Origin of the sequence: Microbacterium enclense (assembly GCA_038182865.1) — a bacterium.
In the GTDB taxonomy this organism is placed as follows: Bacteria; Actinomycetota; Actinomycetes; order Actinomycetales; family Microbacteriaceae; genus Microbacterium; species Microbacterium enclense_B.
The window spans coordinates 489614-503241 of the sequence record CP116226.1 but is presented as its reverse complement, the minus strand read 5'-3'; the positions used below and the strand labels follow the sequence as shown (position 1 = coordinate 503241).

Annotated in this window: 18 protein-coding genes; 16 read left to right on the top strand and 2 right to left on the bottom strand. The window is 67.4% G+C overall.

The annotated features are described in order from the left end of the window. The first annotated feature begins 13 nt into the window (after nt 1–13). From rpsE to PIR02_02315, 16 genes are all read left to right on the top strand, one after another. Nucleotides 14–670, top strand: a complete 657-nt coding sequence (rpsE, locus tag PIR02_02390) for a 30S ribosomal protein S5 (protein WZH37521.1) — start codon at nt 14–16, stop codon at nt 668–670. Next, on the top strand, nt 670–855 hold the full coding sequence (gene rpmD, locus PIR02_02385; GenBank protein WZH37520.1) for a 50S ribosomal protein L30: 186 nt from the start codon (nt 670–672) through the stop codon (nt 853–855). The genes rpsE and rpmD overlap by 1 nt, the downstream gene beginning before the upstream one ends. After that, on the top strand, nt 855–1388 hold the full coding sequence (gene rplO / locus PIR02_02380) for a 50S ribosomal protein L15 (GenBank protein ID WZH37519.1): 534 nt from the start codon (nt 855–857) through the stop codon (nt 1386–1388). The genes rpmD and rplO overlap by 1 nt, the downstream gene beginning before the upstream one ends. Before the next feature lie 108 nt (nt 1389–1496). Next, nucleotides 1497–2819, top strand: coding sequence for a preprotein translocase subunit SecY (gene secY / locus PIR02_02375; GenBank protein WZH37518.1), 1323 nt, complete (start codon nt 1497–1499; stop codon nt 2817–2819). After that, complete coding sequence (locus PIR02_02370; protein WZH37517.1) at nt 2816–3412, top strand: adenylate kinase; 597 nt, start codon at nt 2816–2818, stop codon at nt 3410–3412. The genes secY and PIR02_02370 overlap by 4 nt, the downstream gene beginning before the upstream one ends. 2 nt (nt 3413–3414) lie before the next feature. Next, nucleotides 3415–4257 (top strand): type I methionyl aminopeptidase, encoded by an 843-nt coding sequence (gene map / locus PIR02_02365; GenBank protein ID WZH37516.1) that lies wholly within the window; start codon nt 3415–3417, stop codon nt 4255–4257. Further along, complete coding sequence (locus PIR02_02360; protein ID WZH37515.1) at nt 4254–4958, top strand: thioredoxin domain-containing protein; 705 nt, start codon at nt 4254–4256, stop codon at nt 4956–4958. Before map ends, PIR02_02360 begins: the two co-directional genes overlap by 4 nt. Nucleotides 4959–5099: 141 nt before the next feature. Then, nucleotides 5100–5321: a translation initiation factor IF-1 gene (gene infA / locus PIR02_02355; protein ID WZH37514.1), complete on the top strand. Its 222-nt coding sequence runs from the start codon at nt 5100–5102 to the stop codon at nt 5319–5321. Between the two features lie 59 nt (nt 5322–5380). After that, complete coding sequence (rpmJ, locus tag PIR02_02350) at nt 5381–5497, top strand: 50S ribosomal protein L36 (protein WZH37513.1); 117 nt, start codon at nt 5381–5383, stop codon at nt 5495–5497. Nucleotides 5498–5633: 136 nt separating this feature from the next. After that, nucleotides 5634–6008 (top strand): 30S ribosomal protein S13, encoded by a 375-nt coding sequence (gene rpsM / locus PIR02_02345; GenBank protein WZH37512.1) that lies wholly within the window; start codon nt 5634–5636, stop codon nt 6006–6008. Nucleotides 6009–6042: 34 nt separating this feature from the next. Beyond that, a complete protein-coding gene (gene rpsK / locus PIR02_02340; protein WZH37511.1) occupies nt 6043–6441 on the top strand; it encodes a 30S ribosomal protein S11 in 399 nt (132 codons plus the stop codon). Between the two features lie 158 nt (nt 6442–6599). Beyond that, the gene (locus PIR02_02335) at nt 6600–7589 is read left to right on the top strand and encodes a DNA-directed RNA polymerase subunit alpha (protein ID WZH37510.1); all 990 of its coding nucleotides are present in this window, start codon (nt 6600–6602) and stop codon (nt 7587–7589) included. 44 nt (nt 7590–7633) lie between these two features. Then, on the top strand, nt 7634–8194 hold the full coding sequence (rplQ, locus tag PIR02_02330) for a 50S ribosomal protein L17 (protein WZH37509.1): 561 nt from the start codon (nt 7634–7636) through the stop codon (nt 8192–8194). Between the two features lie 80 nt (nt 8195–8274). Then, entirely contained in the window at nt 8275–9132 is an 858-nt protein-coding gene (gene truA / locus PIR02_02325) for a tRNA pseudouridine(38-40) synthase TruA (protein ID WZH37508.1), read from the top strand. Nucleotides 9133–9198: 66 nt separating this feature from the next. Continuing rightward, the gene (locus tag PIR02_02320; protein ID WZH37507.1) at nt 9199–9891 is read left to right on the top strand and encodes an endonuclease/exonuclease/phosphatase family protein; all 693 of its coding nucleotides are present in this window, start codon (nt 9199–9201) and stop codon (nt 9889–9891) included. A 188-nt stretch (nt 9892–10079) separates the two neighbouring features. Beyond that, nucleotides 10080–10709 (top strand): hypothetical protein, encoded by a 630-nt coding sequence (locus PIR02_02315; protein WZH37506.1) that lies wholly within the window; start codon nt 10080–10082, stop codon nt 10707–10709. A gap of 1 nt (nt 10710) precedes the next feature. Here the strand turns inward: PIR02_02315 and PIR02_02310 are convergent, their stop codons facing one another. Together PIR02_02310 and PIR02_02305 are read right to left on the bottom strand one after the other, a co-directional pair. After that, nucleotides 10711–11829, bottom strand: coding sequence for a hypothetical protein (locus PIR02_02310; protein ID WZH37505.1), 1119 nt, complete (start codon nt 11827–11829; stop codon nt 10711–10713). After that, a complete protein-coding gene (locus tag PIR02_02305; GenBank protein WZH37504.1) occupies nt 11826–13493 on the bottom strand; it encodes a PAS domain-containing sensor histidine kinase in 1668 nt (555 codons plus the stop codon). Before PIR02_02305 ends, PIR02_02310 begins: the two co-directional genes overlap by 4 nt. Nucleotides 13494–13628: the final 135 nt, after the last annotated feature.

Genomic DNA, 13628 nt, shown 5'->3' with positions numbered 1-13628 from the left:
CAAGGAGACCGAAGTGACCGAGCAGACTGCACCGGCTGAGGGTGCGGCTGCGGCCACGGCCCCCGCCGAGCGCGAGCGCGAGCCCCGTCGCGGTGGTCGCGAGCGCAACACCAACCAGCGCGACCGTGGTTCGCGCGACCGCAACGAGAGCCAGTTCCTCGAGCGCGTCGTGACGATCAACCGCGTGTCGAAGGTGGTCAAGGGTGGTCGCCGCTTCAGCTTCACGGCGCTCGTCGTCGTGGGCGATGGCAACGGCGTCGTGGGTGTCGGCTACGGCAAGGCCCGCGAAGTCCCCCTCGCCATCTCGAAGGGTGTCGAAGAGGCCAAGCGCAACTTCTTCCGCGTTCCCCGCTCGGGCTCGACCATCCCGCACCCCGTCCAGGGTGAGGCCGCTGCCGGTGTGGTGCTTCTGCGCCCCGCCGCCGCCGGTACCGGTGTTATCGCCGGTGGTCCCGTCCGCGCTGTCCTCGAGTGCGCCGGCATCCACGATGTCCTCTCGAAGTCGCTCGGTTCGTCGAACACGATCAACATCGTGCACGCCACCGTCGAGGCGCTGAAGTCGCTCGAGGAGCCCCGTGCCGTGGCCGCCCGCCGTGGCCTGGAGTTCGACCAGGTCGCCCCGGCCCGCCTCGTGCGCGCCGAGGCCGCTGCTCAGAAGGTAGGTGCCTGATGGCCGAGCGTCTGAAGGTCACGCAGATCAAGTCCAAGGTGAGCGAGAAGCAGAACCAGCGTGACACGCTGCGTTCACTCGGTCTCAAGCGGATCGGCGACTCGGTCGTCCGTCCCGACGACGCGCAGACGCGCGGCTACGTCAAGACCGTCGCCCACCTCGTCAAGGTTGAGGAGATCGACTAATGGCTGACAAGAAGGACGAGACCGCTACGGTCGCCGCCCCGAAGAAGGCCTCGGCCCGTAAGACGGCTGAGAAGAAGGAAGCCCCCGCGGCGCGCCCCGGCGTGCTGAAGGTCCACCACCTGCGTCCCGTCCCGGGTGCCCGTACCGCCAAGACCCGCGTGGGTCGCGGTGAGGGCTCGAAGGGTAAGACGGCCGGTCGCGGTACCAAGGGAACCAAGGCCCGTTACCAGGTCAAGGTCGGCTTCGAGGGTGGGCAGATGCCGCTGCACATGCGCACCCCGAAGCTCCGCGGCTTCAAGAACCCGTTCCGCGTCGAGTACCAGGTCGTGAACCTGGACAAGCTCGCCGAGCTCTACCCGCAGGGTGGCGACGTGACCGTCGCCGGCCTCGTGGCCAAGGGCGCCGTGCGCAAGAACGAGAAGGTCAAGGTGCTCGGCACCGGCGACATCTCGGTCGCGCTCACCGTCTCGGTCGATAAGGTCTCCGGCTCCGCCGAGCAGAAGATCGTCGCCGCCGGCGGCACCGTCAACTGACGCCCGAACCCCGAAGGGGCCGGCGGCCTTACGGCCGTCGGCCCCTTCTGGGTTAGTCTGATTTGGTTGCGCCCTGCGGCGCGCCGAGATCGTTCTGGAGGAACCTCCTTGTTCAGCGCCATCGCGCGGGTTTTCCGCACGCCCGACCTGAGGCGGAAGATCGCCTTCACGCTGGGCATCATCGCCATCTATCGGCTCGGTGCCCACGTCCCGACGCCGTTCGTCGACTTCCCCAACGTGCAGCAATGTCTGAGCGACTCGGGGAGCACCGAGGGACTGCTGTCGCTGGTCAACCTCTTCTCGGGCGGCGCTCTGCTGCAGCTGTCGATCTTCGCGCTCGGCGTGATGCCGTACATCACGGCCACGATCATCGTGCAGCTGCTGCGCGTCGTGATCCCGCACTTCGAGACCCTCTACAAGGAGGGCCAGGCGGGCCAGGCGAAGCTGACGCAGTACACGCGCTACCTGACGATCGCTCTCGCCCTGCTGCAGTCCACCACTCTGGTCACCGTTGCGCGGTCCGGTCAGCTGTTCGGCTCCGCCGGCATCCCCGAGTGCCAGCAGCTGCTCACGAACGACATCTGGTGGGCTCAGCTGCTGATGATCATCACGCTCACCGCCGGAACGGGCCTCGTGATGTGGTTCGCCGAGCTGGTCACCGAGCGAGGTGTCGGCAACGGCATGTCCATCCTCATCTTCACCTCGATCGCCGCGACCTTCCCCGGCGCGATGATCTCCATCCTCAACTCGCGCGGCGTCGAGGTCTTCCTCCTGGTCCTGGCCGTCGGCATCCTCGTCGTCGCTCTGGTGGTCTTCGTCGAGCAGTCGCAGCGTCGCATCCCGGTGCAGTACGCGAAGCGCATGGTGGGGCGTCGCACCTACGGCGGCACGAACACCTACATCCCGATCAAGGTCAACATGGCGGGCGTGGTGCCGGTCATCTTCGCCTCGTCGCTGCTGTACATCCCGGCGCTCATCGCGCAGTTCAATCAGCCGCAGGCGGGCCAGGAGCCCGCCCCGTGGGTGACGTGGATCTCGCAGTACCTGACGCGTGGCGATCACCCGCTGTACATGCTGATCTACTTCCTGCTGATCGTGGGCTTCACGTACTTCTACGTGGCGATCACCTTCAACCCGGTCGACGTGGCCGACAACATGAAGAAGTACGGCGGGTTCATCCCCGGTATCCGCGCGGGTCGACCGACCGCCGAGTACCTCGACTACGTGTTGACGCGCATCACTCTGCCCGGATCCATCTACCTGGGTCTGATCGCTCTGCTGCCGCTCGTCGCGCTCGCGACGGTTGGCGCGAACCAGAACTTCCCGTTCGGCGGCGCCTCGATCCTCATCATCGTGGGTGTCGGTCTCGAGACGGTGAAGCAGATCGACGCGCAGCTCCAGCAGCGCCACTACGAAGGGCTCCTCCGATGACGGCGCGTCTGTTGATCGTCGGCCCGCAAGGGTCGGGCAAGGGGACGCAGGGCGTCCGCATCGCCGAGGCGTTCGGCATCCCCGTCGTCTCGACCGGTGATGTCTTCCGCGCGAACGTCGCGCAGGGCACCGAGCTCGGCAAGCAGGTGACGTCGATCATCGACGCCGGCGACCTCGTCCCCGACGAGCTCACCAGCGCGGTGGTCCGTGACCGCCTGTCGCAGGACGATGCGAGCGAGGGCTTCCTGCTCGACGGCTACCCGCGCAACCTCGCGCAGGTCATGCATCTCGACGAGTTCCTCGGCGGACGCGACGAGTCCCTCGACGCGGTCATCGCGCTGATGGTCCCGCGCGACGAGTCGCTCGCCCGGCTCACGGCTCGCGCCGCGGAACAGGGGCGTGCCGACGACACCGCCGAGGCCATCGAGACGCGCCTGAGCATCTACGAGCGGGAGACCGCACCGATCCTCGGCGTGTACGGCACCCGCGGCGTCGTCGACGAGATCGACGGCGTGGGCGGTCTGGATGAGGTGACGGCGCGCATCTTCGCGGCGCTCGACGCCCGCGGCCTTCGCCGTCGTGCGGCTGACTGACAGTGGTCTTCCGCACGTCGATCTACAAGAAGCCCGCGCACCTGCGCGCGATGGTCGAACCCGGACTCATCACCGCGGCGGCCCTCGATGCCGTCCGTGAGCTCATCGAGCCCGGTGCGACCACCCTCGCCCTCGACGAGGCGGCCGCGCGCGTGATCTCCGCGCGTGGCGCGGAGTCCAATTTCCAGATGGTGCGGGGATACCGTCACACGATCTGCGCTTCGGTCAATGAGCAGGTGGTGCACGGCATCCCGAACGATCGTCCGCTGCAGGCCGGCGACATCCTGTCGATCGACGCCGGGGCGCAGTTCCGCGGCTGGAACGGCGATTCCGCCTTCACCGTGATCGTGCCCGGGGACGCCCCCGAAGATCTCGTGGCGCCGCGGCGACGTCTGTCCGAGGTCACCGAGGGGTCGCTGTGGGCGGGGATCGCGGCCTTGAGCCGCGCCACGCACCTCGCCGAGGTCGGCGCGGCCATCGAGGAGTACATCGACCAGAACGCGCCGAGCGGCGGCTATGGCATCCTCCGGGACTACGTCGGACACGGCATCGGTCGCAAGATGCACGAGTCGCCCAGTGTCTTCAATTACGCCGTCGCCGATCGCGGACCGGAGGTCAGGCCGGGTCTCGCCGTCGCGATCGAGCCCATGGTGGTCATCGGCGATCAGGCCACCCAGGTCGAAGACGACGGCTGGACCGTGTCCACGATCGATGGCACAGCCGGCTCCCACTGGGAACATAGCGTGGCCGTGCACGATGGAGGCATCTGGGTTCTCACCGCTCCCGACGGCGGTGCAGAGAAACTGGCGCCCTTCGGTGTGGTGCCGAAGGAGATCGATTCATGATGATGGCGGCTGCACGTAAGGCCACGAACTGGTTCGCTATCGGCATCACCGCCGCGGCGGTCGTGATCGTCCTGGTGATCGGCGGTGTGGTGTGGTTCGCCAACAGTCAGGCGACCTCGGCCGGCACCCTGCCGGAGTCGTCCGCCGTCAACACCGACACGGGCGCGATCGCCGTCGGCTCAGGGCCGAAGAGCGTGGACACCTACGTCGACTTCATGTGCCCGATCTGCAACTCGTTCGAGCAGGTGTACGGCTCCACGCTCCAGCAGCTGGCCGACGACGGCACGATCACCCTGAACATCCACCCGATCTCGATCCTGGATGGGCAGTCGCAGGGCACGATGTACTCCACGCGGGCCGCGAGCGCCGCGTACTGCGTCGCCGTCGACGACCCGGCCAACGTGCCCGCCTTCGTGACGGCGCTCTACGCCCAGCAGCCGAAGGAGCAGACGGCCGGCCTCGACGACGCGACACTCGCGTCGATCGCCACCACCGCCGGCGCCTCGGATGCCGTGACCTCCTGCATCCAGGACGGCACGTACACGAAGTACGTCACGGCGATGACGCGGAAGACCCCGCTCCAGTCGGGAGCCAGTGGTGTCTCGACTCCCACGATCGTCGTCGACGGCACGGTCCTGACGAACCAGACCGATCTGACCGGTGACCCGCAGAAGGACATCGTCGCCCGCCTGAACGGCTGACCCCTCCTCCGGCGAGTTGCCGGGTCGAGCATTACCACGTATGCTTGATCTTTGGTGCGTTGCGCCTTCATAGGCGTGTCGAAGCACCGAATCCCCATCCACCGCAGACCGGCCGGTCTGCAACTGAGCGTGAGCGAGTTTATGGCGAAGAAAGACGGTGTCATCGAGATCGAGGGCACGGTGTCCGAAGCACTGCCCAACGCGATGTTCCGTGTCGAACTGACCAACGGTCACAAGGTGCTCGCCACCATCTCGGGCAAGATGCGACAGAACTACATCCGCATCATCCCCGAGGATCGTGTCGTCGTCGAGCTGAGCCCCTACGACCTCACCCGTGGTCGTATCGTCTACCGCTACCGCTGAGTCCGGCCGAGAAGTAACGAGCCGCGCCGCGGTCTCGAAGACAGCGAAACAGGAACATCATGAAGGTCAACCCCTCCGTCAAGCCCATCTGCGACCACTGCAAGGTGATCCGTCGCCACGGGCGCGTGATGGTGATCTGCAAGAGCAACCCGCGCCACAAGCAGCGCCAGGGCTGAGCTCTTCTCCCTTTCCAACTGAATACACACCGGCAGGATCAGATCCCGCCCGCGCGAGCGGGTGGGGGACACCTCGGGGCGGAGGCCCGAGCACCGATCCTGCTCCACACCTCCACGACACTCTGAGGAGAGCCGCATGGCACGTCTCGCCGGCGTCGACATCCCGCGCGACAAGCGCGTGGTGATCGCACTTACTTACATCTACGGCGTGGGTCGCACCCGCTCCGTCGAGATCCTGAACGCCACTGGCATCAGCCAGGACGTCCGCGTCAAGGACCTCACCGACGACCAGCTGGTTGCGCTTCGCGACCACATCGAAGGCACCTACAAGGTGGAGGGTGACCTCCGTCGCGAGGTCGCCGCCGACATCCGCCGCAAGGTCGAGATCGGTTCCTACGAGGGCCTGCGCCACCGCCGCGGCCTCCCGGTGCGCGGTCAGCGCACGAAGACGAACGCTCGTACCCGCAAGGGTCCCAAGCGCACCGTCGCCGGCAAGAAGAAGGCGCGCTAGGCCTCCGCCGGCGCAGGATTCAGGAGAACCGCACATGGCACAGGCCAAGTCTGCCGCGCGCAAGCCGCGCCGCAAGGAGAAGAAGAACATCGCCGTGGGTCAGGCCCACATCAAGTCGACGTTCAACAACACCATCGTTTCGATCACCGACCCCTCGGGTGCCGTCATCAGCTGGGCTTCGTCCGGCGGTGTCGGGTTCAAGGGCTCGCGCAAGTCGACGCCGTACGCCGCCGGCATGGCCGCCGAGTCGGCCGCTCGCCAGGCGCAGGAGCACGGGGTCAAGAAGGTCGACGTCTTCGTGAAGGGTCCGGGTTCGGGTCGTGAGACCGCGATCCGCTCGCTCACCGCGGCCGGCCTCGAGGTCGGCTCGATCCAGGACGTGACGCCGCAGGCCCACAACGGCTGCCGTCCGCCCAAGCGTCGCCGCGTCTGACGTCTGACGTTCCCGGGGGGTGCGAGTCACCTCCCGGGAACGATGCGTCCGAGGCCCGTTCTGCCCGGTCGGCGTGCGCGGCCTCTCGCGAGCAAAACTCAATATCTCACCCCATTACACGTGTCATATAGCGGGCACGTGATCGAAAGGAACACATAGTGCTCATCGCACAGCGTCCCACTCTGACCGAGGAGAAGGTCGGGGAGTTCCGCAGCCGTTTCGTCATCGAGCCCCTCGAGCCCGGTTTCGGGTACACCATCGGCAACGCCCTGCGTCGCAGCCTGCTGTCGTCGATCCCCGGTGCGGCCGTCACGAGCATCCGCATCGACGGCGTCCTGCACGAGTTCAGCACGATCCCGGGCGTGAAGGAAGACGTCACCGAGATCATCCTGAACATCAAGCAGCTCGTGGTCTCGAGCGAGCGCGACGAGCCGATCACGGCGTACCTGCGCAAGACGGGGTCGGGCGAGGTCACGGCTGCAGACATCTCGGCTCCGGCCGGTGTCGAGGTCCACAACCCCGAGCTGGTCATCGCGACCCTCAACGACACCGCGAAGTTCGAGCTCGAGCTCACGATCGAGCGTGGCCGTGGCTACGTGTCGGCGACGCAGAACCGCAACGAGTACGCCGAGGCGGGCCAGATCCCGATCGACTCGATCTACTCGCCCGTCCTCAAGGTGAGCTACCGCGTCGAGGCCACCCGTGCCGGCGAGCGTACCGACTTCGACAAGCTCGTCCTCGATGTCGAGTCGAAGCCCTCCATCGCCCCGCGTGACGCCGTCGCGTCGGCCGGTCGCACCCTCACGGAGCTGTTCGGCCTCGCTCGCGAGCTGAACGTCGAGGCCGAGGGCATCGAGATCGGCCCCGCGCCGGTCGAGACCGTCCTTTCGAACGAGCTGTCGATGCCGATCGAAGACCTCGATCTGTCGGTCCGGTCGTACAACTGCCTCAAGCGCGAGGGCATCAACACGGTGTCCGAGCTCGTCGCACTGTCCGAGACCCAGCTGATGAACATCCGCAACTTCGGCCAGAAGTCGGTCGACGAGGTGCGCGACAAGCTCGTCTCGCTCGGACTGTCGCTCAAGGACTCGGTGCCCGGCTTCGACGGCGCTCAGTTCTTCGGCGGCTACGACGAAGAGACCGTCTGACCCCCGTCGGACCCGACCGAACCTTCCTACTGGAGTAACACGAAATGCCTAAGCCCACGAAGGGTCCCCGCCTCGGAGGCGGCCCGGCCCACGAGCGTCTGCTTCTCGCGAACCTCGCGGCAGCGCTGTACACGCACAAGTCCATCAAGACGACCGAGACGAAGGCCAAGCGCCTGCGTCCCCTCGCCGAGCGCCTCATCACCTTCGCCAAGCGCGGCGACCTGCACGCGCGTCGTCGCGTGCTGAGCGTAATCGGCGACAAGGAGGTCGTGCACACCCTCTTCACCGAGATCGCACCCCTGGTGGCCGAGCGCGATGGCGGCTACACCCGCATCACCAAGGTCGGCAACCGCAAGGGTGACAACGCGCCCATGGCCGTGATCGAGCTCGTGCTCGAGCCCGTCACCAAGAAGCCCGCGTCGTCGAAGGCCGCCGCGGCTCCTGCCGCGGCCGCCCCCGCTGAGGAGCCGGTCGCCGACGAGGCCTCCGCCGAGGAGACCCCGGTCGTCGACGAGGCCGCAGACGCCGGTGCCGAGTCCCCCGAAGAGGGTGCTGCGGCCGAGGCCGCTGCCGAGGACGCCGTCGAGGACGACGCCAAGGCCTGAGCCCCGCTCCGTCATGACGAAGCCCTCACCCCTCGCGGGTGGGGGCTTCGTCATGCATCCGGCGCCCGTAGGCTGGGGGAGTGCGTCTGCGACTCGACATCTCCTACGACGGAACGCACTTTCGGGGGTGGGCTCGGCAGCCGGGTCTTCGCACGGTGCAGGGTGTTCTCGAGGACGCGCTGTCTCGCATCCTCGGCGGCGACCCCCGGCTCGTGGTCGCGGGACGAACCGATGCCGGCGTTCACGCATCCGGCCAGGTCGCGCACCTCGATCTCGACGACGGTCAACAGTCGCGTCTTCCGCGGCGACGCCGCGACGATGACGAGACCGACGCGGTCGCCGCTCTGGCGGGCCGCCTGCGGGGCGTCTTGGGGGCCTATCCTGACGTGACGGTCCGGCGGACGTCCGCCGCTTCTGAGGGCTTCGACGCGCGATTCTCGGCCGTGTGGCGTCGCTACTCCTATCGGGTGGCCGACGCGCACGCGGGCTATTCGCCGTTGGAGCGTCATCGCACGACGTCGGTCAGGGGTGCGCTCGATGCGGATGCCATGCAGGAGGCCGCGCAGAGCCTGATCGGTCTGCACGATTTCGCGGCCTATTGCAAGGCGCGCGAGGAAGCGACGACGATCCGCACCCTCCTCGAGTACGACTGGCGTCGCGACGCCGACGGCATCCTGGTGGCGAACGTGCGCGCGGATGCCTTCTGCCACAGCATGGTGCGCGCCCTGGTCGGCGCCTGCGTGGCCGTCGGGGAGGGGCGCCTCCCGGTCGGCGATGTCGTCGCCATCCGCGACGCGGGAGAACGCACTCCGAATACCAAGGTGCTCGCGGCCCGCGGACTCGTTCTGACCGAGGTCGGATACCCCGCGAACGAGCTGCTCGCCTCACGTGCGGAGCAGACGCGCAACCGCCGAGACGCGGACGACATCGGGTCGTGAACCGGCCGATGCAGGTCACCGCAACCCCCGGCACGCGATATACGACCGCTCTAGGCTGAGTTCGTCATGAAGGTCATCTCGTACAACCTCCGTAAGCACCGCGCCGCCGGCGAGCTCTCGAGCCTCGTCGACGAGCACGCGGTCGACGTCCTGTGCCTCCAGGAGTGCGACACCCGCGACATCCCCGCCGAGATCTCCGGACTCCGCCTCGCCGAGGCGACCCAGCGCAATCGCCTGGGTCTCGCGGTCTACTACCGCGAGAACACCTTCCGCGCGGTGGAGGTGCGGGCGATCGCGCTGAAGAAGTCGCTGCACGACTACGTCCTCAAACCCGCCGAGGAGCGCATGCTCGGTGTTCGGTTGCGCGATATCGACGAGGGACGTGAGGTCATCGTGGCGTCGTTCCACGCCGCGCCCCTCACCGCCCTGAATTCTCTGCGGCGGCACCAGATCCGCACTGCTCTCACCGAGTTGCAGAACCTGGGTCCAGGGCTCCCCGCGCTGATGGTGGGCGACTACAACTACCCGGTCTTCAAGGAGAATCTCGGCCAGAAGGTCCGCGATCAGGGTTACGAGCTGACTCTGAGCGATGCGCGGACCTACACGCGATACCGCTTCTTCCGTGGGCATTACGACTTCGCCACGTCGGTGGGGTTCGACATCGCGCATATCCGCACGTTGCCGCAGGGACTCAGCGATCACCTGCCGATCCTCATCACCGCCGAGGTGTCGTCGGCTCCGTCGGCCGCGGGCGTCTGAGCCTCTCACGGCATCTCGTGGAGTCGGGCCGCGTTTGTCGCCGTGCGGGGGATGCGGATGCCGGGCGGCAGGCTTCCGCGGACGGTCACCCCGACGCCTGCCGGGGTCCATCACACGGGGCGTCGGCAGGGCGCGCGGGCCGAGCCGGTTGCGCTCACCCTAGACTTGACCAGAAATCGGGAGGACCCATGGGGTACGGGGTGCGTGGTCGTCGTGTCGCGCTCGGCGTGATCAGCGTCGTCGGCATGACATTTGCGATCGCGGGCTGCGGGTCTCCGCCGTGGGCACAGGGAGGGGGCGCAGCGCCGTCGTCTCCCGCGCCGACGCAGTCGTCGGCCCCCGCGCCGCAGCCGGTCCCCAATGACCTCTCGAGCGGATCGACGCAGAAGACGGTCACCGCCGGAGCCGTCTCCGCGACAGTCAATTACTGGTCGACGTTGTCCATGGACAAGTGGACGCCGACGGCGCTGAAACCCGTGAGCCTGTCGATGGTCACGACCGTCACCCCGGACGACGGGCAGAAGGTGTACCTGCAGAGGGCGACGATGACCGCGGTCCCCGGCAACGATGCGCAGTCCTTCGCTCCTCTCGCCGCGCAGACCGACCAGTCGAACGCCCCGGGGTATCTGGTGCTCGCACCGTACAGCTACTCGCAGACTTTCAACGTCGGTGAAGTGCCGGCGGATGCCACCTTCGTCACTCTGCAGTTCACCTACGAGTTCCTCGTGCAAGCCACGCCGACCTCGGAGGAGTATGCCAAACAGACAGCCAGCGACACGCTGACCGTGGCGATCGCCGGCGGCGGCGCGGCCGGCTGAGTCAGGACCGCACTCGTTCCCAGCGGTCGCCGCCGAGCCTCTGAGCGTCGGCCGCCGCCGAATCGGCACGGTCGACGAGGGTTGCGAAGTCGTAATCGGCTGCTTTCGCCGGGACCCAGCCGACGCTCGCGGAGAGCTGCACAGCCACCCACGTGTTGGCATCCATCTCGGTGAACACGCGCAGGACGGTTCGGACATGCTCGCGCAGCACCGCGTCAGGACGGGCGATGAGGACCACGAGATGGCCGCTGCTCTTGCGGCCGATGTCGGCGTCGGTGGGGAACACGTCGGTGACGGTCGTCTCGAAAGCCGAGATGATGTGCGCCCACCCGTTCTCTCCCGCGGCGCTGCGGAGGTGGGCCGGGTCATCCACCTGGATGGACAGCATGACCCATGCCATCTCGCCTCTCTGGCGTGCGCGTCGAAGGCGATCCGTCGCCGTGACGGCGAACTGCGGCCAGGCGGTTGCGGTGAGGGCGTACCCCGGCGAGACCGACGTGAAGTACAGCAAGCTCACGGTGGCGCAGACGAGGTAGACGAGCATCGCGAGCCCGTTCAGCATCCGAGACAGCTGGAGGTCGCCGACAGAGGCAGGAGCAGCGATGACGGCGATGATGCTGGCGATGGCGAGGGCGACGAAGCCGGCCGACACGACGAGGAGCGGGAGCATCAGACGCTCGCGCCAATCGCCCACCCGCCTCAGCTCGAGGATCGTCAACCCGGCGAACACCGCGGAAGCGAAGAACGCCAGGCGGAACGCGAGACCGTATGCGCTCAGGTCGGAGGCGACAGCGAAGAGCGCTGCGGAGCACGCCGATTGGAGGGCGCCGATCCACGGGAGGGCTCGGACGCCGCGGCGCGCGCGGAACCCCGACCAGATGAGCGCGGGAGCACCGAGCATCAGTCCGAGTCCCGCCCGGCGGACCGACTCGTCCTCGATCGCGACACCCACCACGGAGGCCCAGGTGCTGCTCATCGCGAGCAGGAACGCGAGTGACCACAACAGCGCGGCGCGCGAGGGCCGGGGGAGGAACCCGAGGCTGACGATCATGATCACGGCGAGCGTGGAGACCGTCGCCTGGGCGAGGCTGAGATCGGTCAGGACGTCGGCGGGTGTCATGCCTCCTGGTCCTTCGACGGAGCAGGGAGGGTGACGGTGACGGTGGTGCCGATGCCCACCTCGCTCTCCAGCGTCACCGAGCCTCCGTTCTCTTCGACGATGCCGCGGACGATGCCCATGCCCAGACCCGTGCCGGGTGTGGAGCTCTCGCGCGCGGCACGCGAGCGGAAGTAGGGGTCGAAGATCAGGGGGAGGTCGTCGTTCGGGATGCCGATCCCGGTGTCGGAGAATCGCAACTCGACGCTGTCGCCCTCGACGTCCGCCGTGAGCTGCACCGACCCGCCCGCGGGCGTGTACTTGATCGCGTTGCTCAGGATGTTGTCGAACGCCTGCCGCAAGCGGAAGGCGTCGCCCACCACCTCGGCGACCTCGGGCAGATCATCGACGATGGCGACGCCCCGGGCCGCCGCAGCGGGACGGAACGACTCCAGAGACGAGGCGATGATGCGCATGGCATCAGCGGTCTTCGGGGTGTCCTTCTCTCGGAAGACTCCGCGCGAGTTCGCGAGGATCTCGGAGATCAGCTTCTGCATCCGCTCGCCGGCTCCGGCGATGACCTCGAGCTGTTCCCGCACCTTCGGGGAGAGATTCGGGTCGTCCAGAGCCAGATCTGCGTGTCCGATGATCGCGGTGAGGGGGTTTCGGAGCTCGTGCGACACCGTCGCCGCAAGACGTTCGCGGGCGCGCTCCGCCTCGATGAGGGCGGTGATGTCGTGCACGATGAGGAGCGTGCTCTCCGGCTCGTCTGAAGAGACGAGGCGCCTCGTCGAGGCCGACAGGGCATGCCAGTTCCCCTCGGTGTCGAAGAGCCACACACGCTCGTCGTCGAACTGCTCCCCGCGCGCCGCTCGCGCGAAAGGGCGTTCCGACTCGCTCAAGGGCTCGCCGCGCAGGGTCGCGTACTCGACGGCACCGCCGAGCCGCTGCGGCTCATCGCGCTCGATCCCGTAGAGCGAGAGGTACGTGTCGTTCAGCGCGAGGACTTCTCCGTCGACGGACATCCGGGCGATGCCGGTGTCCAGGCCGTTCAGTACCTGCGACACCCGCCGTTCCTGCCCTGTGACCCGTTGCAGGGTGCCCTGAAGGCGCGCGGCCTGTCTTCGCAGCAGCTGCTTGAACGCGCGGGTCTGCCGCGACGACAGGTATGTGGTGATGCCGATGAACGTCAAGGACAGGAGGACGACGATGAGCCGGAGCGCCGTGGCCGGACCCGAGCCGTTGATGGCGGCGTCGACGACGATGATGACGCCCACGGTCGCGAGAGTGGCGATGAGCAGACTCACCGCGAAGTGCGTGGCGATCCACGTGATCGGGAAGACCCAGAAGAACCCGAAGCGCAGGTCGGTTCCGAAGCTCAGCAGGCCGATGCCGATGATGTCGCCGAACGGGATGAAGGCGACCGCGTTGCGGGGGAGACGGTGCCAGGGAACGATGATCGCGACGGCGGTCAGAGCGATGACGATGCCCACCCCGGTCGAGAACGTCCAGACGGCGAACAGGCGCGGGTCGAGGGCCTGGGTGAGGAGCACGGTGATCACCACGCTGGCACCCAGGACGAGCTGTAGGAGCCAGACGGACCGCGTCCGACTGCTGGGACTGGATACCTCGTCACCCTCCAGCACCCGGGTCGGCGCTGCCGACGAAACGCTCCTCGCGGCTGCCATGTCATTGAGTGTATCCACGGTGGTGTAGTCTTCTGCGCGCCATCCTGTCTCTGCTCGCCGTTTGCGCCCACCGTGGCGCGTCGTCCGGTCAGACTCCCCCTGAGGCCTGCATCCCGCAGTGTGATGGTCGTTCAT

What these genes read in the sequence shown, in the direction of transcription:
- PIR02_02315 (WZH37506.1), top strand. Translation starts at nt 10,080, where the DNA reads ATGGGGTACGGGGTGCGTGGTCGTCGTGTCGCGCTCGGCGTGATCAGC.
- rpsK (WZH37511.1), top strand. Translation starts at nt 6,043, where the DNA reads ATGGCACAGGCCAAGTCTGCCGCGCGCAAGCCGCGCCGCAAGGAGAAG.
- infA (WZH37514.1), top strand. Translation starts at nt 5,100, where the DNA reads ATGGCGAAGAAAGACGGTGTCATCGAGATCGAGGGCACGGTGTCCGAA.
- PIR02_02310 (WZH37505.1), bottom strand. Translation starts at nt 11,829, where the DNA reads ATGACACCCGCCGACGTCCTGACCGATCTCAGCCTCGCCCAGGCGACG.
- rplQ (WZH37509.1), top strand. Translation starts at nt 7,634, where the DNA reads ATGCCTAAGCCCACGAAGGGTCCCCGCCTCGGAGGCGGCCCGGCCCAC.
- PIR02_02370 (WZH37517.1), top strand. Translation starts at nt 2,816, where the DNA reads ATGACGGCGCGTCTGTTGATCGTCGGCCCGCAAGGGTCGGGCAAGGGG.
- PIR02_02305 (WZH37504.1), bottom strand. Translation starts at nt 13,493, where the DNA reads ATGGCAGCCGCGAGGAGCGTTTCGTCGGCAGCGCCGACCCGGGTGCTG.
- rpmD (WZH37520.1), top strand. Translation starts at nt 670, where the DNA reads ATGGCCGAGCGTCTGAAGGTCACGCAGATCAAGTCCAAGGTGAGCGAG.
- rpsM (WZH37512.1), top strand. Translation starts at nt 5,634, where the DNA reads ATGGCACGTCTCGCCGGCGTCGACATCCCGCGCGACAAGCGCGTGGTG.
- PIR02_02320 (WZH37507.1), top strand. Translation starts at nt 9,199, where the DNA reads ATGAAGGTCATCTCGTACAACCTCCGTAAGCACCGCGCCGCCGGCGAG.
- rplO (WZH37519.1), top strand. Translation starts at nt 855, where the DNA reads ATGGCTGACAAGAAGGACGAGACCGCTACGGTCGCCGCCCCGAAGAAG.
- PIR02_02360 (WZH37515.1), top strand. Translation starts at nt 4,254, where the DNA reads ATGATGATGGCGGCTGCACGTAAGGCCACGAACTGGTTCGCTATCGGC.
- rpmJ (WZH37513.1), top strand. Translation starts at nt 5,381, where the DNA reads ATGAAGGTCAACCCCTCCGTCAAGCCCATCTGCGACCACTGCAAGGTG.